This is a genomic window from Ramlibacter sp. (genome assembly GCF_028291745.1).
In the GTDB taxonomy this organism is placed as follows: domain Bacteria; phylum Pseudomonadota; class Gammaproteobacteria; order Burkholderiales; family Burkholderiaceae_C; genus Ramlibacter.
The window spans coordinates 46499-64253 of record NZ_JAQGNQ010000046.1 but is presented as its reverse complement, the minus strand read 5'-3'; the positions used below and the strand labels follow the sequence as shown (position 1 = coordinate 64253).

18 protein-coding genes are annotated in these 17755 nt (G+C 70.2%); 14 read left to right on the top strand and 4 right to left on the bottom strand.

Annotated elements, in window-relative coordinates:
* Positions 1-58 precede the first annotated feature (58 nt).
* From JWP60_RS07195 to JWP60_RS07165, 7 genes are read left to right on the top strand one after another with little or no spacing between them, the layout of a single operon-like run.
* Entirely contained in the window at positions 59-1000 is a 942-nt protein-coding gene (locus tag JWP60_RS07195) for a dihydrodipicolinate synthase family protein (RefSeq protein ID WP_299788426.1), read from the top strand.
* Positions 1000-1779, top strand: coding sequence for an SDR family oxidoreductase (locus JWP60_RS07190; protein ID WP_299788423.1), 780 nt, complete (start codon positions 1000-1002; stop codon positions 1777-1779). The genes JWP60_RS07195 and JWP60_RS07190 overlap by 1 nt, the downstream gene beginning before the upstream one ends.
* Entirely contained in the window at positions 1779-3266 is a 1488-nt protein-coding gene (hydA, locus tag JWP60_RS07185; protein ID WP_299788421.1) for a dihydropyrimidinase, read from the top strand. The genes JWP60_RS07190 and hydA overlap by 1 nt, the downstream gene beginning before the upstream one ends.
* Before the next feature lie 40 nt (positions 3267-3306).
* Positions 3307-4149 carry a transporter substrate-binding domain-containing protein gene (locus tag JWP60_RS07180; RefSeq protein ID WP_299788418.1) on the top strand — a complete coding sequence of 281 codons (843 nt, stop codon included), beginning with the start codon at positions 3307-3309 and terminating at the stop codon, positions 4147-4149.
* A gap of 22 nt (positions 4150-4171) precedes the next feature.
* On the top strand, positions 4172-4918 hold the full coding sequence (locus JWP60_RS07175; protein ID WP_299788415.1) for an amino acid ABC transporter ATP-binding protein: 747 nt from the start codon (positions 4172-4174) through the stop codon (positions 4916-4918).
* 2 nt (positions 4919-4920) lie between these two features.
* Positions 4921-5613, top strand: coding sequence for an amino acid ABC transporter permease (locus JWP60_RS07170; protein WP_299788521.1), 693 nt, complete (start codon positions 4921-4923; stop codon positions 5611-5613).
* Positions 5614-5620: 7 nt separating this feature from the next.
* A complete protein-coding gene (locus JWP60_RS07165) occupies positions 5621-6295 on the top strand; it encodes an amino acid ABC transporter permease (protein ID WP_299788412.1) in 675 nt (224 codons plus the stop codon).
* A gap of 43 nt (positions 6296-6338) precedes the next feature.
* Here the strand turns inward: JWP60_RS07165 and JWP60_RS07160 are convergent, their stop codons facing one another.
* The 3 genes from JWP60_RS07160 to JWP60_RS07150 form a co-directional block, all read right to left on the bottom strand.
* The gene (locus tag JWP60_RS07160; protein WP_299788407.1) at positions 6339-7280 is read right to left on the bottom strand and encodes an N-carbamoyl-D-amino-acid hydrolase; all 942 of its coding nucleotides are present in this window, start codon (positions 7278-7280) and stop codon (positions 6339-6341) included.
* A 179-nt stretch (positions 7281-7459) separates the two neighbouring features.
* Positions 7460-8413, bottom strand: a complete 954-nt coding sequence (locus tag JWP60_RS07155) for a LysR substrate-binding domain-containing protein (RefSeq protein WP_299788404.1) — start codon at positions 8411-8413, stop codon at positions 7460-7462.
* A gap of 93 nt (positions 8414-8506) precedes the next feature.
* On the bottom strand, positions 8507-9235 hold the full coding sequence (locus JWP60_RS07150) for an IclR family transcriptional regulator (RefSeq protein WP_299788402.1): 729 nt from the start codon (positions 9233-9235) through the stop codon (positions 8507-8509).
* Between the two features lie 204 nt (positions 9236-9439).
* Between JWP60_RS07150 and JWP60_RS07145 the strand changes: the two genes are divergently transcribed.
* The 7 genes from JWP60_RS07145 to JWP60_RS07115 all read left to right on the top strand — a co-directional run bounded on the left by JWP60_RS07145 (position 9440) and on the right by JWP60_RS07115 (position 16688).
* Entirely contained in the window at positions 9440-10174 is a 735-nt protein-coding gene (locus JWP60_RS07145; RefSeq protein ID WP_299788399.1) for an enoyl-CoA hydratase/isomerase family protein, read from the top strand.
* Positions 10175-10221: 47 nt separating this feature from the next.
* Positions 10222-11205: a tripartite tricarboxylate transporter substrate binding protein gene (locus tag JWP60_RS07140; RefSeq protein ID WP_299788396.1), complete on the top strand. Its 984-nt coding sequence runs from the start codon at positions 10222-10224 to the stop codon at positions 11203-11205.
* Between the two features lie 66 nt (positions 11206-11271).
* Positions 11272-12243, top strand: coding sequence for a tripartite tricarboxylate transporter substrate binding protein (locus JWP60_RS07135; RefSeq protein WP_299788393.1), 972 nt, complete (start codon positions 11272-11274; stop codon positions 12241-12243).
* A gap of 7 nt (positions 12244-12250) precedes the next feature.
* Positions 12251-13453: a CoA transferase gene (locus JWP60_RS07130; RefSeq protein WP_299788390.1), complete on the top strand. Its 1203-nt coding sequence runs from the start codon at positions 12251-12253 to the stop codon at positions 13451-13453.
* Complete coding sequence (locus JWP60_RS07125; RefSeq protein ID WP_299788387.1) at positions 13450-14292, top strand: citryl-CoA lyase; 843 nt, start codon at positions 13450-13452, stop codon at positions 14290-14292. Before JWP60_RS07130 ends, JWP60_RS07125 begins: the two co-directional genes overlap by 4 nt.
* 6 nt (positions 14293-14298) lie before the next feature.
* A complete protein-coding gene (locus tag JWP60_RS07120) occupies positions 14299-15219 on the top strand; it encodes an SMP-30/gluconolactonase/LRE family protein (RefSeq protein WP_299788384.1) in 921 nt (306 codons plus the stop codon).
* Positions 15220-15227: 8 nt separating this feature from the next.
* On the top strand, positions 15228-16688 hold the full coding sequence (locus tag JWP60_RS07115) for a CoA transferase (protein WP_299788381.1): 1461 nt from the start codon (positions 15228-15230) through the stop codon (positions 16686-16688).
* 43 nt (positions 16689-16731) lie between these two features.
* Here the strand turns inward: JWP60_RS07115 and JWP60_RS07110 are convergent, their stop codons facing one another.
* Positions 16732-17661, bottom strand: coding sequence for a LysR family transcriptional regulator (locus JWP60_RS07110; protein ID WP_299788379.1), 930 nt, complete (start codon positions 17659-17661; stop codon positions 16732-16734).
* Between the last annotated feature and the right edge of the window lie 94 nt (positions 17662-17755).

Below are 17755 nucleotides of genomic sequence, written 5' to 3'. Positions count from 1 at the left end.
ATACGCGCCGCACAAATCGGCAGGCGACAGCGGCAGCGGGGTTCACAACAATGAGGCTATGCATACGCCAACCGATCCGCGTGCCGTGGCCCTGGACGCCAGCGGCGTCTACACCATCTGCCCCACACCCTTCGCGGCCGACGGCGCGCTCGACCTCGCCAGCATCGCGCCGCTGGTGGACTTCCAGGTGGCCGCCGGCGTGGCGGGCCTGGCGGTGCTGGGGTTTCTCGGCGAAGCGCACAAGCTCTCCAACGCGGAACGCCGCGATGTGGTCGCGGCCTTCGTGAAAGCGGCGGCCGGCCGCGTGCCGGTATGGGTCGGCGTGCGGGCGCTGGGCATCGCCGGCAGCATCGAGCAGGCGCGCGAGGCGGCGGACGTCGGTGCGGCCGCGGTGTTTGCCGCGCCGCTGGACAACGCGTCGGACGCGGTGCAGTTCGACTACTACCAGGCACTCGCCGCGGCGCTGCCCATCCCGGTGGTGATCCACGACTTCCCCGCCTCCTTCGGCACCGAGATTTCCCCCGACGTGGTCGCGCGCCTGGGGCGCGAGGGCGGCGTCCACCTGATCAAGATGGAAGAGCCGCCGGTAGGCCCCAAGATCACGCGCATCCGCGAACTGGCCGGCGCCAGCATGCGCATCTTCGGCGGGCTGGGCGGCATGTACTTCCTGGAGGAACTGCAGCGCGGCGCCGTCGGCACCATGACGGGCTTCGCCTTCCCCGAGATCCTGGTGAAGATCTACCGGCAGCACGCGGCCGGCGACCACGCGGGCGCCGCGGCCACCTTCGACCGCTATTGCCCCCTGATCCGCTACGAGTTCCAGCCCAAGCTGGGACTCGCGCTGCGCAAGTACGTGTACCAGCGCCGCGGCCTGATCACCAGCGACGCCATCCGCGCACCCGGCATGCGCATGGATGCGGTCACGGCGCGCGAACTGGAAGCGGTGGTGGAACGCGTGGGCCTGTCGATCACCGCGAACGCGCCGCTGGCGATCCGCTGATGGACCTGGGCATCGCCGGACGCAGCGCCCTGGTGTGCGCATCGAGCAAGGGCCTCGGGCGCGCCTGCGCCGAGTCGCTCGCGCGCGAGGGCGCCGCCGTCACCATGGTGGCGCGCGGCCGCGAGGTGCTGGAGGACGCGGCCGAGGCGATCCGGCGCGCCACGGCGGCGCGCGTCACCACCGTCGTGGCCGACATCACCACGGCGGCGGGGCGGGCGACCGTGCTCGAAGCGTGTGGCGCGCCCGACATCCTGGTGACCAACGCCGGCGGGCCGAAGCCGGGCGACTTCCGCGAGTGGGAGCGCGAGGACTGGATCGCCGCGCTCGACGCCAACATGCTGGCGCCGATCGCGCTGATGAAGGCCACCATCGACGCGATGATCGCGCGCCGCTTCGGGCGCATCGTGAACATCACCTCGGCGGCGGTGAAGGCGCCGATCGACATCCTCGGACTCTCCAACGGCGCCCGGTCCGGCCTCACCGGCTTCGTCGCGGGACTCGCGCGCGGGGTGGTGGCGCACAACGTCACCATCAACAACCTGCTGCCCGGTCCCTTCGAGACCGACCGCTTGCGGGACACCGCCCGCCAGTGGTCGCGCCAGACCGGCAAGAGCGAGGACACCGTGCTGGCCGAACGACGCGCGGCCAATCCGGCGGGCCGCTTCGGCACGCCCGCCGAATTCGGCGATGCCTGCGTGTATCTGTGCAGCGCGCAGGCCGGCTTCATCACCGGCCAGAACCTGCTGCTTGACGGCGGCAACTACCCGGGCACCTTCTGATGAGCTCCGACGCTTCCTTCGACATCACCGTGCGCGGCGGCCGCATCGCCACCGACCGCGAGATCCGGCATGCCGACATCGGCATCCGCGATGGCGTGATCGCCGCCATCGAGGAGCACCTGCCGCCCGGCCGCGAGGACATCGCCGCGGCCGGCCGCTGGGTGCTGCCCGGCGGCATCGACAGCCACGTGCACATCGAGCAACTCTCCGGCATGGGGAAGATGAGCGCGGACGACTTCCATTCCGGCACGGTGTCCGCCGCGTTCGGCGGCACCACGACGATCATCCCGTTCGCGGCCCAGCACCGCGGCAAGCGCATCCCCGAGGTGCTGGCCGATTACGCGCAGCGCGCCCGCGAGAAAGCGGTGATCGACTACGGCTTCCATCTGATCCTGGCCGACCCCGACGAGGAGGCGCTCTCGCAGCACCTGCCGCAGGCGATCCGCGAAGGCATCACGTCGTTCAAGGTCTACATGACCTACGACGCGCTGAAGCTGGACGACCACCAGCTGCTGGACGTGCTGGCGCTGGCCGGCCGCGAGGGCGCGCTGGTGATGGTCCATGCCGAGAACCACGACATGATCCGCTGGATTGCGCAGCGCCTGCTCGATCGCGGCCACAAGGCACCGAAGTTCCACGCGGTGGCGCACGACACGCTGGCCGAGACCGAGGCGAGCCATCGCGCGATCGCGCTGGCGCGCCTGATCGACGTGCCGGTCCTGCTGGTGCACGTGGCTGGTGCCGAGACCGTGCAACTGGTGCGCTCCGCGCAAAAGCTGGGCGGCAAGGTGTACGCCGAAAGTTGCCCGCAGTACCTGTTCCTGACCGCCGACGACATCGACGCGCCCGGCATGGAAGGCGCCAAGTTCTGCTGCAGCCCGCCGCCGCGCGATGCGCGTTCGCAGCAGGCCGTGTGGGACGGCCTGAAGGACGGCACGCTGGGCCTCTATTCCTCCGACCACGCGCCCTACCGCTTCGACGAAAGCGGCAAGCTGCCGCGCGGCGAAGCGACCACCTTCAAGGAGATGGCCAACGGCGTGCCGGGCATCGAGCTGCGCATGCCGCTGCTGTTCTCCGAAGGCGTGATGCAGGGCCGCATCACCATCAACGAGTTCGTGGCGCTCACCGCCACCAACCACGCCCGCATGTACGGCCTGGCCCACTGCAAGGGCAACCTGGCGGTGGGGCTGGACGCCGACCTCGCGCTGTGGAATCCCGAGCGCGAAGTCACCGTCGGCACCGCCATGCTGCATGACAACGTGGGCTACACGCCGTACGAAGGCAAGCGCCTGCGCGGATGGCCCGAGCTCGTGATGAGCCGCGGCCGCGTGGTGGTGAAGGACAACCTGCTGCAGGTGGCGCGCGGCTCCGGCCGCTACGTCGCACGCCGCAGCCCGCAAGCCACCCTCCCGGCAGCGGGCACGGCACCTGCTTCCCGCCTGCCCGCGCTGCTGGGGCTCCGAGGCAAGGCCTGGCCGACGCTCTGATCCCTGCCCGCCCCCAATGATCCGAACCACAGGAATTCCCATGACCTTCCGCCTCGCCCTCGTCGCCGTGGCCGCCTTCTCTGGCGCTGCCGCTTTCGCGCAAGCCGGCGCGCCGCTGCGCACCGGCGTCGACGCCACCTTCGCCCCGCATGCCATGACCAGGCTCGATGGCGGTTTGCAGGGCTTCAACATCGACCTGGGCGAGGAGCTCGCGCGCCGGCTGGGCCGCAAGATCACGATCGAAGGCACCGAGTTCTCCGGCCTCGTGCCGGGGCTCAATGCGAAGAAGTACGACTTCGTGCTGGCACCGGTCACCGCCACGCCCGAGCGGGCCAAGGCCATGCTGTTCACCGAGGGCTATCTCGACACCGACTACACCTTCGTGATCCGCAAGGGCGCTCCCGTCATCAGGACGCTGGAAGACCTCAAGGGCAAGACGGTTGCCGTCAACAAGGGCTCGGCCTATGAGAGCTGGGCGCGCGACAACGCCCCGAAGTACGGCTTCAAGTACGACGTCTACGGCAACAATGCCGACGCGGTGCAGGCGGTGCAGTCCGGCCGGGCCGACGCCAACCTGGCCGGCACGACGGCGGCGGCCTGGGCGTCCAGGCAGAACCCGGCGGTGCAGACCACCTATACCGTGAAGACCGGCCTGGTTTGGGCGCTGGCCTTCCGGCTGGATGACAAGGCCGGCCGCGACGCCGCGGGCACGGCGCTCAAGTGCATGAAGATGGACGGCACGATCGGCCGCATCGCGCAGAAGTGGTTCGGCTTCGTGCCCGCCGCCGATGCCACCGCGATGAAGCCGGCCATCGGCCAGGGCATCGAGGGCCTGGCCGGCTACGACCCGACGCCGGTCAAGCCGGCCTGCGGCAAGACCTGAGGAGCCGCCGCTGCACGCCGCCATGATCCCCGCTCCCATCCTCGAGATCGTCGGCCTGCACAAGGCCTACAAGGACAACCTCGTGCTGCGCGGGATCGACCTGCGCGTGCGGCCGGGGCAGCTGGTCTGCGTGATCGGCCCGTCCGGCTCCGGCAAGAGCACGATGCTGCGCTGCTGCAACCGGCTGGAGGACGCGAGCGCCGGGCAGGTGGTGGTGGACGGGATCGACATCATGCATGCGCGCGTCAACCTCAACGAGGTGCGCCAGCGCATCGGCATGGTGTTCCAGCAGTTCAACCTGTACCCGCACCTGAGCGCCCTCGGCAACGTGAGCCTGGCCTTGCGCAGAGTGCAGGGCCACGGGCGCGCGGAGGCCGAAGCGCAGGCGCGGTTCGCCTTGCAGCGGGTGGGGCTGGCGGAGAAGGCGGACAGCTTCCCGGGCCAGCTCTCGGGCGGGCAGCAGCAGCGCGTGGGCATCGCGCGCGCGATCGCCCTGCAGCCCAAGGTACTGCTGTTCGACGAGCCCACCAGCGCCCTCGACCCGGAACTGGTGGGCAGCGTGCTGCAGGTGATGCGCGACCTGCGCGCCGCCGGCATGACCATGCTGGTCGTGACCCACGAGATGGGCTTTGCCCGGGCCGCCTCGGACCACGTGGTCTTCATGGACGGCGGCGTGATCGTCGAGGAAGGCCCGCCGGAGCAGATCTTCGGCGCGCCCCGGCAAGAGCGCACGCGGGCCTTCGTCTCGCGTTACGCGGAGAGGGCGTGAGCATGGAGGGCACGCCGGCCGGACTCGGCCAGTTCGTCTTCACTTTTTTGAACGCGCGCATCGCCGCGCAGTACGCGGGCGACATCGCGCGCGGGATGGGCGTCACTGCGCTCCTGAGCGTGGCCGTCGTGCTGGCCGGGGTGGCGCTCGGCCTGCTGCTCGCCGTGGGCCGCTCGCTGCGCTGGGCTCCGCTCGCCTGGTGCGTGGTGGGCTACGCCGACATCCTGCGCGCGCTGCCGCCGCTGGTGATCATCATCGTCCTGTTCTTCGGCTTCCCGTTCCTGGACCTGCCGATGTCGGCGTTCACCGCCACCTGGCTGACGCTGACGCTGGTGCTGGGTGCCTATGCCGAGGAGAGTATCTGGGCTGGCATGGTCGCCCTGCCCGCCGGCCAGGTGGAGGCGGCGCGTTCCACCGGCCTGAGCTGGTGGCAGACCACCCGCCACGTGATCCTGCCGCAGGCCCTGCGGCTGGCGGTACCGCCGCTCACCAACCGCGTCATCTCGGTGACCAAGAACACGGCGCTGGGCTCGGTGGTGGCCCTGAGCGAGATCCTCAACGTCGCGCAATCGGCGAGCAGCAACGCGGGCAACCCGACGCCGCTGGTGCTGGGCGCCGCGGCCTATCTCCTGATCTTCCTGCCCGTGGTGCTGTTCGCGCGCTGGCTGGAAACCCGCTGGCGCTGGAAGCGCTGAAGCCGCCATGGACGCCCTGCTGCAAAACTTCTTCCAGTTCGAGATCTACCGCGAGGTCTTCCCGTTCCTGCTGCGCGGACTGTGGACCACCATCTGGCTGTCGCTGCTGGTGATCCCGATCGGGGTCGTGTCCGGCCTGGCGCTGGCGCTGGTGGCCACGCAGACGCGCCACCGCTGGCTGCGCTGGACGATTACCGCCTACGTCGACGGCTTCCGGGCCTTCCCGCCGCTGGTGCTGCTGATCCTGATCTACTTCGGCACGCCCTTCCTGGGTGTGGACCTGCCGAAGCTGGCCGCCGTGGCGATCGGCTTCATGCTGAACAACTCGGCGTACTTCTCCGAGGTGTTCCGCGCCGGCATCGAAAGCGTGCCGGCCGGCCAGATGGAAGCGGCCCGCTCCACCGGCCTGACGCGGCTGCAGGCGCTGCGGCACGTGATCGTGCCGCAGGCCGCGCGCAACGTGCTGCCGGACCTGGTCGGCAACGGCATCGAGGTGGTCAAGCTCACGACCATCGCCAGCGTCGTCGCGTTGCCGGAACTGCTGCGGGTGGCCCGCGACGCGCAGGCGCTGGTGTACAACCCGTCGCCCATCGTGCTGGCCGCCCTGATGTACCTGGCCCTGCTGTGGCCGATGGTGCGCTGGCTCGCCCGGCTGGAGCACCAGGCGCGCGCGGTGCATTGAATGCCGCGTCCCCGCGCAGGCGGGGACGCAGTCTCGAAAGCGCTTACTGATACTCGGGCAGCGGATCGCCCGGGCCCACGCGATCGACGATCAGCTGATAGTGCTCCGGCCGGCGGTGGCGCGCGAAGTCGAAGACGTTCTTGCGGAACGCGGCGCCCAGGTCCAGGTCGGCATTCACGCAGATGACCTCGTCGTCCTCGGTGCTGGCCTGGGCCGCGATCTCGCCGGTGGGGGCGACGATCACGGAGCCGCCGATCATGTGGAAGCCATCCTCGCGGCCGCACTTGGCGGCGGCGGCGGCCCACACGCAGTTCTGGTAGGCGCTCGCCTGCATCGTGATCAGGTGGTGGTGCATGCGCAGGTGCACCGGCTCGTCCCAGTGGATGTTCTGCGACGGCGTGTTGTAGCCCAGGACCACGACCTCCGCGCTCTGGAGCGACATCACGCGCCAGGTCTCCGGCCACCGCCGGTCGTTGCACAGCGCCATGCCGATGCGCGCGCCCATCGCGTTCCACACGCCCCACGGCTTGTTGCCCACGTCGAAGAACTTCTTCTCCAGGTGCTGGAACGGCGCGTCCTTCTTGTGGTCGCTGTGGCCCGGCAGGTGCACCTTGCGGTAGCGGCCGACGATATTCGCGTTCTGGTCGACCAGGATCGCGGTGTTGTAGGGGCGGCCCTCGGGCGTGAGTTCGGCGAAACCCAGGTAGAAGCCGATGCCCAGTTTCTTCGCCTCGTCGAACAGCGGCTGGACCTGCGCATTCGGCATGGTCTTCTCGAAGAAGCGTTCCTGCGCCTCCGTCTCCGTCATCCAGTAGCGCGGGAAGAAGGTGGTGAGCGCCAGTTCCGGAAACACCACCAGGCGCGCACCGCGCCCCTTCGCCTCGCGCATCATTGCCAGCAGGCGCGCGACCACGGCGCCGCGGCTGTCCGACAGGTGCACCGGGCCCATCTGCGCCACGGCCAGGCCCAACTTGTTGCTGCTCATATTGCTCTCGGGTTGATGACGGCACCATGATGCCGCCCGCCGGCCAGGCACCCGCTCGCGCGCACGCGCGGCGCAGGCGGGCCGCCGCGCCCCGCCAAGGGCCGCCAGCCCGCGCGGGGACTGGCTTTGCGCCCCTTGGTCAGCGCCGGGGTGGATAGCACCAGGTTATGCCCCGCCGCCTAAATTTGATGGCCGGCGCCGGTGCGCAAGGCGTTCCCCACCGCGGTGAGGAAGCGTTTGGCCAGCACCGGCAGCGGCTCCAGCCGCGAGGACACTGCCCAGATCCCCGCGGAAGCGGCGGGCTCCAGCGGCCGCAAGACCATGCCCGGCGCCAGGGCCAAAGGCACGCTCCATCGCACCACCAGGGCCGCACCCAGGCCCTGCTGCGCGAAGGCGCAGGCCGTCGCCGGGGAATGCACCTCGATCGCAGCGGATGCAGCCGCCGGCGCGCCCATCCACGCGACCAGCGTGCGCCCGAGCGGGGTGAGTGGCGGGTAGCCGATCCAGGGCGTGCCCTGCAGGGCCTCGGGCCGCAGCACCGGCTCGCGCGCCAGCGGATGGCTGGCCGGCAGCAGGCACACCAGCGCATCGCGCCCCAGTTCCACCGCCTTCAGGTTGGCGTGGTCCGGCGCCTCCATCGCCAGGCCGACGTCGGCGTCGCCCGTGAGGAAGCGCGCGGTGAGCTCGTCGTAGGTCACGTTGCGGCAGGACACCTGCGCCCCGGGGTTGCGCTGCAGGAGACCTTGCAGGGCCATCGGCACCAGCCGCTCGCCGTAGCTGGCGCTGGCGACGATGCGCAGGCTGCCGGCGCCGCTGCGCGCCAGGTTGCCCGCCAGGTCGTTCACCCGTTCCACCCCCCGGTACAGCCCCTCGACTTCCGTGAACAGCTTGCGCGCCTCCGGGGTCGGCAACAGGCGGGTGCTCTGGCGGTCGAACAGCTTGAAGCCGAGGCGGTCCTCGGTGAGCGCGAGCATGCGGCTGATGGCCGGCTGCGACACATGGAGCATGCGGCCCGCCCCACTGACCGAGCCGGCCAGCATGATCGCGCGGAACACCTCGATCTGCCGCAGGTTCAGGCCGCGCCGGGGCTCCGTGCCGCCCTGCGCCTGGTCGCCGAGCCAGTCATCTTGCAAGTGAAACCGTCCTTCCGGCCATGACGCCTGCTTGTTGCCTGCGCTCGTCAATGTATGCGGGACTTGCGCCGCGCATCGCCATTCTCGAATTCATCACAGCCCGGGGCTCGCAGCGCCACCGATGCGCTGCGTGATCCGTGCAGCCGATTGCCGCAGCTCCTTGATGAATCTCGGCTTCATCCGCTGTTCGGGAAGCGACAAGGTGAGAGCGCCCACCAGCTCGCTGGCGGCATTCCACACCGGCGCCGAGATCCCCATGAGCCCCGGCACCCGGTCGCCTGCGACGACGAGGTAACCGTCCTTTCGCGCTTGCTCATAGAGGCGGCCGCGCGCGCCGCTGAATGCGAGCAGCAGACGCCCGCCCGCACCCCGGTCCAGGGGCAGCATGTCGCCGGCCCGGACATGATCCCGCAGCAGCTGCGGAGAATCGACACGGAACAGGCACATCCGCAGTTCCCCCTGCCGCACGTGGAACGCCGCGCTTTCCTGCGTGCGCTGGACCAGCTCCCGCATTTCGGGCATGACCACCGCTTCCAGGGAGAACGATTCGGCATAGAGGGATGCGAGGCGCGCCACCTCGGGGCCGAGCATCCATTGGCCATCGGCAGTGCGCCGAACCAGCCCGCCGTGCTCCAGCGACGCCAGCAGCCGCAGCACGGTGCTCTTGTAGAGCCTGGTCCGCTCCGACAGGGCGGTCATCGACAAGGCCTTGTCACCGGCGCGAAAGGCGGCGAGCAGGCTGATCGCGCGGTCGACGGCCGCCGCACCACCCGGCGCTGCGTGTTCGTCCGCCACGGAAGCGTGGGCCGGTTTCCTGGGCATGGATCTCCCCTCCGTGGCTGAGATTGACGGACCGTCGCGGCCTGACTATCATGGCTGTACTACAGACTCGTGTTCTATACTACGGACCAACCGGATTCTTGTCAACGCCCGGCAGACCGCGGGCTGGCCAACGAGTCCGGCCCGCTGCTCCAGGGCAGCCCCCGAACGAGACCCCAGCCCCGACGCCCGTCGCTTCCTCCTCCCATGCACCGAGACACCGTCGCACTCGAGCACCATTCCGGCTGGCTGCAGATCACCATCACCCGCGAGGAAAAGCGCAACGCGCTCGACCGCCACACGCGCATGCTGCTGTGCGTTGCGCTCCAGGCAGCGCGCGGCACGGCACGCGCGATCGTGCTCACGGGCAGCGGCGCCAGCTTCTGCGCGGGGCTGGACCTGAAGGAGCGCGCGGCCGAGATCGCCGCCGGCTGCAGCGACACCGCGGGCGAGGAGGCGATCGCCCTGAACATGGCGCTGCGCGAGCATCCGGCGGTGCTGATCGCCGCGGTCAACGGTTTGGCTCTCGGCGGCGGCGTGACGCTGGTGAACTCGTGCGACCTGGCGCTCGCCTCGACGCAGGCCTCGTTCGCCTGCCCCGAAATTCGCTCCGGCAGTTACGCCAGCATGGCCGGGCCGACCAGCCAACTGCTGCTGACACGCAAGCGGGCAGCCTGGCTGCTGCTGGCCGATGAACGCATCGATGCCGCCACCGCCGAGCGCTGGGGCCTCGTCAACGAAGTGATCGCGCCGGCCGAACTGCTGCCGCGAGCGCACGCCCTCGCGGAGCGTATCGCCAGCTACGACTCTGGCGCCATCGCCGAAACCAAGCGCGCCCTGAACCACCTGCCCGCCAGCTCCGCGCCCGCGCAGTGGCGGGCGGCCATGGACTACGGGCAGACCGTCGGCGCTGCCATCCGCGCGCACGCCCGCAGCGAGTGAGCGGCGCCGGCTCCAGCCACCCCTCTACAAGAACCAGGAGACTTCCCATGCCTTACCGCTTTCCCTTCTCGCCTGTGCGCCGCCTGTTGCTGTGCGCCGCTGCCCTGCTCTGCGCCGGTGTCGCCTGCGCCCAGGGTGGCTATCCGTCCCAGCCGATCAAGCTGATCGTGCCCTTCCCGCCGGCCGGCGGCACCGACGTGGTGAGCCGGCTGATGGCCGATGCGGTGACGCAGGCCACGCACTGGAACATCGTGATCGACAACCGGCCCGGCGCCGGCGGCAACATCGGCATCGACGCGGTCGCCAAGGCGCGCCCGGACGGCCTCACGATCGGCATGGCCCAGACCTCCAACCTGGCGATCAATCCCGCGCTGTACCGCAAGATGCCCTTCGACGCGCTGAAGGACTTCGCGCCCGTGATGCTGGTCGGCTCGCAGCCGGTGGTGCTGGTGGTCCGCGCCGATTCGCCGATCCACACCCTGGCCGACCTGAAGGCGCGCGCCAAGGCGCGGCCGCTGAACATGGCCTCCGCCGGCAACGGCACGGTCAGCCATCTCGCCGGCGCCATGTTCGCGCACGAGGCGGGCGTGGAACTCACCCACGTCGCCTACAAGGGGGCGGGCCCTGCCATCACCGACCTGCTCGCCGGCCAGACCGACCTGTACTTCGGCACGCCGCCCAGCGTGCTGCCGATGATCAAGGCCGGCAAGCTGCGCGCGGTCGCCGTCACCTCGGCGCAGCGCATGCCCCTGTTGCCGGCCGTGCCGACGGTGGCCGAGTCCGGCTACCCCGGCTACGTCGCCGAGGACTGGAAGGCGCTGGTCGCACCGGCCGGCACGCCGGCCGACGTGGTGCAGACCCTCAACAAGGCTTTCAATGCGGCACTGGCCCGCCCGGCCACCCTCGCCCGGCTGCGCGAGGAAGGCACCACGCCGCGCGGCGGCACGCCGGCGGAACTGGCCGACCTGATGAACAGCGAGCACCAGCGCTGGGGCGCCGCCGTGAAGGCCTCCGGCGCCACGGTGGAGTGACCCTTCATGGCAAGTAAGCCCGCAGCGCCTCCCGTTCTCCCTTTCCCGCATCACCGAGAGATCTCCATGCACCCCAACCGCACCCGTCGCGCGCTCGCATTCGCACCGGCCGCCCTGCTGCTGCCCACCCTGGCCCAGGCGCAGATGAACGAACGACCGATCACCATCATCGTGCCGTTCTCGCCCGGTGGCAGCACCGACCTGGTGTCGCGCGTGATCGCCCAGTTCGCCGCGCCCATCGTCGGCGCCCCCATGATCGTCGACAACCGCACCGGCGGCGGCGGCGTGGTGGGCTGGGGCACGGTGGCCCGCGCCGCACCGGATGGCAGGACGCTCTGCACCATCGAGTTGTCCTATGCGATCGCAGCGGGCCTGATCCCGAACCTGCCGTTCGATCCGCACCAGGCTTTCACCCAGATCACCACCGCGGTCAAGGTCCCGCACGTGCTGGTGGTGAACCCGGGCGTGCCCGCGAAGACGATGCAAGAGTTCATCGCACTGGCCAAGGCCCGTCCGGGCAAGCTCAATTACGGTTCCGGCGGCAACGGCACCAACACGCATCTGGCCGGCGAACTGTTCAAGAGCCTGACCGGAACCTCGATCGTGCACATCCCGTACAAGGGCGCGGGTGCCGTGCTGGCCGACCTCATGAGCGGCCAGGTGCAGGCCTTGATCACCTCGGTGCCCACCGCCCTGCCGTACATCAGGAGCGGCAAGCTGCGTGCGCTGATGGTCACCGGGGCGCAACGCAACGCCGCCCTGCCCGACGTGCCCTCGGCCGCGGAGTCCGGCCTGCCGAAGATGGACATGGACTTCTGGATCGGCTTCGGTGCGCCGGCCGGAACGCCGCAAGCCGTGGTCGACAATCTGCACGACGGCATCGTCAAGTCGCTGGCGCTGCCGGATGCGAAGAAGAAAATCGACGAGATGGGCCTGACCGTCGTGGCCAGCACGCCGGCGCAAGCCACGGCGCTGGTGAACCGGGAGATCAAGCGCTGGACGGCGGTGATCAAGCAGGCGGGCATCAAGCCGGACTGAGCACCACATGACCACCCGCCCTCTGCACGGCATTCGCGTGCTCGATCTCACCAACGTGCTCGCCGGACCGTTCGCCTGCCACCAGCTCGCCCACATGGGAGCCGACGTCATCAAGGTGGAGAACCGGCAGGGCGGCGACCTGGCGCGCCAGCTGGGCGCCGATGCGGACCTGAACCGCCGCTTCATGGGCGTCTCCTTCCTGGCGCAGAACCCCGGCAAGCGCTCCATCACGATCGACTTCAAGCACCCGCAGGGCAAGGCGGTGTTCCGCAAGCTCGTGGCCACCGCCGACGTAGTGGTGGAGAACTTCCGTCCCGGCGTGATGCAACGCCTCGGCCTGGGCTACGAAGACCTGCTCAAGGAGCAGCCGCGGCTGATCTACTGCGCGATCTCCGGCTTCGGCCAGGACGGCCCGCTGCGCGACCTGCCCGCGTACGACCAGATCATCCAGGGCATGTCGGGGATCATGAGCATCACCGGCGCACCCGAGACCGCGCCCTACCGCGTGGGCTATCCCGTCGCCGACACCATCGGCGGCATGACGGCGGCCTTCGCGGTCGCCGCCGCGCTGGCGGACCGGGAGCGCGCGGGCGGCAGCTTCATCGACGTGTCGATGCTGGAAGCGGCCATGGCGACCATGGGCTGGGCGGTGTCCAACCACCTGATCGCCGGGCGCGAACCGCGGCCCATGGGCAACGAGAACGTCACTGCCAGCCCCTCGGGCACCTTCCGCACGGGCGATGGGCTGATCAACATCGCTGCCAACAAGCAGGAGCAGTTCGAGGCCGTCTGCCGCGTCATCGGCCGGCCCGCGCTGGCCACCGACCCGCGCTTTGCCGACCGCCAGGGCCGGCTGCAGCACCGGGTCGAGTTGAAAGCTGCACTGGAAGAAGCGCTGGCCGCGCGCAACACCGAAGAATGGTGGACGCTGCTCAATCAGGCCGGCGTGCCGGCCGGTCCCGTCTACACCGTGCCCCAGGCGCTGGAGCATCCGCAGATCGCGCAGCGCGGCATGGTCGGCCACTTTGCCGACGTGCCCGGCGTGGGCCGCGACATCCGGGTGCTGCGCACCGGCTTCAAGCTCGATGGCCAGGCACCCACCGTCGACGCGCCGCCGCCCACGCTGGGCCAGCACACCCGCGACATCCTCTCGGACCTGGGCTACGGCCCCGACGAGATCGCCCAACTGCAATCGGAGCAAGCCGTATGACCACGGACAAGTCCGCCGCCCAGATCGCCAGCGAAGACTGGTGGCGCACCGACATCATCGACATGCAGCCCGGCGTGATCCGCTACCGCGGCTACGCCATCCAGGACCTGATCGCGGGCGGAATCGGGCTGGCGCAGATGATCTGGCTGATGACGCGCGGCGAGTTGCCCACGCCGGCCCAGGGGCGGCTGCTGGACGCGGTGCTGATGTCCGCGGTGGACCACGGCCCGCAGGCGCCCAGCATCGCGATCGCGCGCATCGCCGCGACCTGCGGCGTGGGCCTGAACAACGCGATGGGCAGCGCGGTCAACGTGCTGGGCGACGTGCACGGCGGCGCGGGCGAGCAGGCGATGGAGTTGTACCTGGACATCGCAGCGCGCATCGACGCCGGCGCCGCGGCGCAGGACGCCACCGGCGCGGCGCTCGACGCGTTCGTGGCGGAGCACGGCAAGTTCATTTCCGGCTTCGGCCACCGCTTCCATCCGGTCGACCCGCGCACCGCGCCGCTGCTGGCGCTGGTCGACGCGGCGGCGGCACGCGGCGATGTCGCGGGCCGGTTCGCCGGCATCGCCCGCACCGTGGAGGACGTGCTCGCCGCGCGCAAGGGCGGTCGCCGCATCCCGATGAACATCGACGGCGCCACGGCGGTGGTCTATGCGGAGCTGGGCTTCGCACCGGCCCTGGCGCGCGGCTTGTTCTGCCTGTCACGCTCGGTGGGCATCCTGGCGCACGCCTGGGAGCAGACGCAGCAAGGCGGGCGCAACAAGGGGCCGATCCCGCGCAGCTTCATTCCCACCTACAGCGGCCACGCCCCGCGCCCGGTATCACCGCAGGAGTAGACGCGCATGTGGAACGTCAACTTCACGGCGCCGCAGATCGTCGAGGCCCGCGTGCTCACGCGCATGCCGGACGCACTGCGCCTGCCGCGGCGCAGCGACTGGGCCGACGCCAACAAGCCGGGCCAGGTGGTCGACTGCTTCCTGGAAGGACCGAGCTTCGACCGCGCCGGCAACCTGTACCTCACGGACATCCCGCACGGGCGCGTCTTCCAGGTCACTCCGCAAGGCGAGTGGCAGCTGGTGGCCGAGACCGGCGGCTGGCCCAACGGGATTGCGATCCACCGTGACGGCAGCCTCTGGGTGGCCGACTACCGCCGCGGCCTGCTGCGCGTCGATGCCGCCAGCGGTGCCGTGGAGACCGTGCTCGGACACCGCAACTCGGAAAGCTTCAAGGGTCTGAACGACCTGAGCTTTGACGCTCAGGGCAACCTGTACTTCACCGACCAGGGCCAGACCGGCCTGCACGATCCGAGCGGTCGCGTGTACCGGCTGCGGACCGATGGCCGGCTCGACCTGTTGCTTTCCAACGTACCGAGCCCGAACGGCATCGCGCTGGACGCGCACCAGCGCTTCCTGTTCGTGGCCGCCACGCGCGCCAATGCCGTGTGGCGCATGCCGCTGCTGCCGGACGGCTCGGTGTCGAAAGCGGGCGCCTTCCAGACCTTCTTCGGCACCAGCGGACCGGACGGGCTGGCGCTGGATGCGAACGACAGCCTCGTGGTCGCCCACGCCAGCCTGGGTGGTGCCTTCGTGCTGGACGCGCGGGGCTGGACCACGCATTTCGTGCGCAGTCCCGCCGGCGGCACCGTCACCAATGCCGCCTTCCGTCCCGGCAGCCGCACGCTGGTGCTGACCGAGTCGGCCAGTGGCACGGTGCTGCAGGCCGAACTGCCGGCGCCCGGTGCGGCGCTGTACTCGCACACCTGAGAGACCCCATGACAGAGACGACGCAGACGAGTCCCGCCATCGCCCCGGCCTTCGAGGAACTGATGATCATCCGCGGCCAGGGTGCCGCCCCTGCCGGCGAAGCGGCCGTGCAGGGCCGCGATCCGTTCCATCCCACGCCCTTGCGCGTCGGCGACACAACGGCCGCGGTGCTGGCTGCCGTGGGCGTCGCGGCCAACGACGTGTGGCAGCAGCGCGCCGGAAAGCGCCAGCAGGTCCGCGTGAGCCAGCGCCATGCCGCCGCCACGGTGCGTACGGTGGACTACACCCGCGCCCGCAACGCAGCGGGTGCGTACGAACACGTTCAGATCCCGCAGGCCATGGCCCACATGCTGACCGTGACGCAGCCCTGGCCCACACGCGACGGCCGCTGGTTCCTGCCGCACCTGAACCTGCCGCACCTTTCGCAGCGGGTGCTCGATGTCCTGAAGTGCGACAGCACGCCCGAAGCGGTGCGCGCCGCCGTCGCCAGCCGCGATGCGGACGCCCTGGAAGAAGCCATCGCCGCCGCGCGCGCCTGCGGCGGCACCATCCGGAGCGCCGAGGAGTGGCTGGCGCACCCCCAAGGCCGCTACCTCGCCGGCCGCCCCGTGGTGGAAGTCGATCGCGTCGGCACCGCGCCTGCGCCCGCCTGGCTGCCCTTGCCCGCCGCGGGCGCCCGCCCGCTGTCCGGCGTGCGCGTGCTGGACCTGACCCGTATCCTCGCCGGCCCGGTGGGCGGACGCACGTTGGCCGAACTCGGCGCGGACGTGCTCATGGTCACCTCCGACCATCTGCCGCAAACGCCCGAGCACGTGCGCGATACCAGCCATGGCAAGCGCAGCTGCTTCCTGGACCTGCGCCGCCCGGCCGACGCCGAGCGCCTGCGAGCGCTGGTGGCCGAGGCCGACGTGCTGGTCAACGGCTACCGGCCGGGGCGGATCGCCTCCCTGGGCTTCGACGAGAACACGCTCTGGCGCCTCAACCCCGGCCTGGTGCAGGTGCAGGTGAGTTGCTACGGATCGGGCGGACCCTGGGCCGACCGCGCGGGCTGGGAACAGGTTGCGCAGGCCGTGAGCGGCGTCTGCGACACGCAAGGCAGGCTCACCGGGGCCGGCCAGCCCAAGCTGGTCTTCGCGCCGGTGTGCGACTACACCACGGGCTACCTCACAGCCTATGGCGCCCTGCTGGCACTCGGCCGGCGCGGGCGCGAAGGCGGCGGCTGGCGCGTGCACACGGCGCTGTGCGGCGCAGCGATGCTCGTGCAGCGGCAGGGGCTGGTCGAGGGCTTCGCCGAAGCGACCGGCAAGCTCACGGAACAGGAGCTGGCGCCGCTGCTGGTGCAGGAGTCGGGCAGCTACGGCGAACTGCGGACGCTCGGACCGGCACTGCAACTGTCCGAGACGCCGCCGCACTGGGACAAGCCGACCCCGCGCCTCGGCGGCGACCGGCCGGAATGGCTGCCGCGCTGAGCGCCTCCCACACTCCCCGCCATGCTGATCCTCCTGGCGGTCTTCAGGTGCCGAACGTCTCCCGCGTCCGCTTTCGCGTGCGCTCGACCTCCGCGCGCAGCAACTGCTCGAACTTGGCCGCGGCGGGAGAAGCGGTACGGTCAGCGCGCCGGCAGATGCCGATGCGCCGCAGCGGCACGGGGCGTTGCAGCCGCTTCCAGGCGAGTCCGGCAAGGTTCACCTCGCCGATGACCATGGCCGGCAGAAACGTCACTCCGAAGCCCGCGCGCACCATGCTCAAGGCGGTGAACATGTTGGCCACTTCGTAATCCGGCTCACGGACGATCCGGTTCGCCGCCAGCGCCGCGGTGATCTGGTCGCGCGTGGCGGAGTCCCGCACCAGCATCACCAGCGGGGCATCCTGCAGTGCGGACCAGCGCAGGACCGGCTCGTCCGGGTTGGCGCGCGTCCGCTGCATCACGGCGACGAGCTCGTCATCGAACAAGTGATCGAACTGCAGCTCCGTGGCCGAGTGGCTGTAGGCACACACAGCGAAGTCGACGTCTCCTTGCGCTACCCGTTCCAGGAGAGGCCCGTTGTAGTCCTCCCGCATGCTCACTTTCACGCCAGGGAAGCTCTTGCGCAACTCGCCGAGCGCCCGGGTCACCACGCTGATGGCGAGGGAAGCCAGCGTGCCGACCCGGATGTGACCGTGCTCGAGGCGGGCCATGGCCCGCGCGTCCTCGCAGGCCTCATCGATTTGCAGCACGCCGCGTTTCATCTTGGCATGCAGCAGTACGCCGGCTTCGGTAAGGGCAACGCGGCGGGTGGTGCGGTCGAACAGCCGAACGCCCAGCGCGGCCTCCAGCTCCCGCACCAGCTGAGAAAAGGCCGACTGGGTGATGTGCATCGCTTCGGCGGCACGACTGAACGACAGCAGCTCGCCCGCCAGCAGGAAGCCCTCGATCTGGCGCAGTGTCACGATGTTTTTCATGAGGCCATTGTGTCGCAGCACTACTGAATCGACCGGAATAAATGGATTGTTCTTATCGTTGCCGGGTGCTTGAATGGCGGCCTGCCAGCTGGAT

Bases quoted from the DNA above. Each gene is read 5' to 3' on its own strand.
- JWP60_RS07125 (WP_299788387.1), top strand. From the start codon at position 13,450: ATGACCACGGACAAGTCCGCCGCCCAGATCGCCAGCGAAGACTGGTGG.
- JWP60_RS07150 (WP_299788402.1), bottom strand. From the start codon at position 9,235: ATGCCCAGGAAACCGGCCCACGCTTCCGTGGCGGACGAACACGCAGCG.
- JWP60_RS07135 (WP_299788393.1), top strand. From the start codon at position 11,272: ATGCACCCCAACCGCACCCGTCGCGCGCTCGCATTCGCACCGGCCGCC.
- JWP60_RS07110 (WP_299788379.1), bottom strand. From the start codon at position 17,661: ATGAAAAACATCGTGACACTGCGCCAGATCGAGGGCTTCCTGCTGGCG.
- JWP60_RS07120 (WP_299788384.1), top strand. From the start codon at position 14,299: ATGTGGAACGTCAACTTCACGGCGCCGCAGATCGTCGAGGCCCGCGTG.
- JWP60_RS07180 (WP_299788418.1), top strand. From the start codon at position 3,307: ATGACCTTCCGCCTCGCCCTCGTCGCCGTGGCCGCCTTCTCTGGCGCT.
- JWP60_RS07130 (WP_299788390.1), top strand. From the start codon at position 12,251: ATGACCACCCGCCCTCTGCACGGCATTCGCGTGCTCGATCTCACCAAC.
- JWP60_RS07165 (WP_299788412.1), top strand. From the start codon at position 5,621: ATGGACGCCCTGCTGCAAAACTTCTTCCAGTTCGAGATCTACCGCGAG.
- JWP60_RS07195 (WP_299788426.1), top strand. From the start codon at position 59: ATGCATACGCCAACCGATCCGCGTGCCGTGGCCCTGGACGCCAGCGGC.
- JWP60_RS07115 (WP_299788381.1), top strand. From the start codon at position 15,228: ATGACAGAGACGACGCAGACGAGTCCCGCCATCGCCCCGGCCTTCGAG.
- JWP60_RS07170 (WP_299788521.1), top strand. From the start codon at position 4,921: ATGGAGGGCACGCCGGCCGGACTCGGCCAGTTCGTCTTCACTTTTTTG.
- JWP60_RS07145 (WP_299788399.1), top strand. From the start codon at position 9,440: ATGCACCGAGACACCGTCGCACTCGAGCACCATTCCGGCTGGCTGCAG.
- JWP60_RS07160 (WP_299788407.1), bottom strand. From the start codon at position 7,280: ATGAGCAGCAACAAGTTGGGCCTGGCCGTGGCGCAGATGGGCCCGGTG.
- JWP60_RS07140 (WP_299788396.1), top strand. From the start codon at position 10,222: ATGCCTTACCGCTTTCCCTTCTCGCCTGTGCGCCGCCTGTTGCTGTGC.
- JWP60_RS07175 (WP_299788415.1), top strand. From the start codon at position 4,172: ATGATCCCCGCTCCCATCCTCGAGATCGTCGGCCTGCACAAGGCCTAC.
- hydA (WP_299788421.1), top strand. From the start codon at position 1,779: ATGAGCTCCGACGCTTCCTTCGACATCACCGTGCGCGGCGGCCGCATC.
- JWP60_RS07190 (WP_299788423.1), top strand. From the start codon at position 1,000: ATGGACCTGGGCATCGCCGGACGCAGCGCCCTGGTGTGCGCATCGAGC.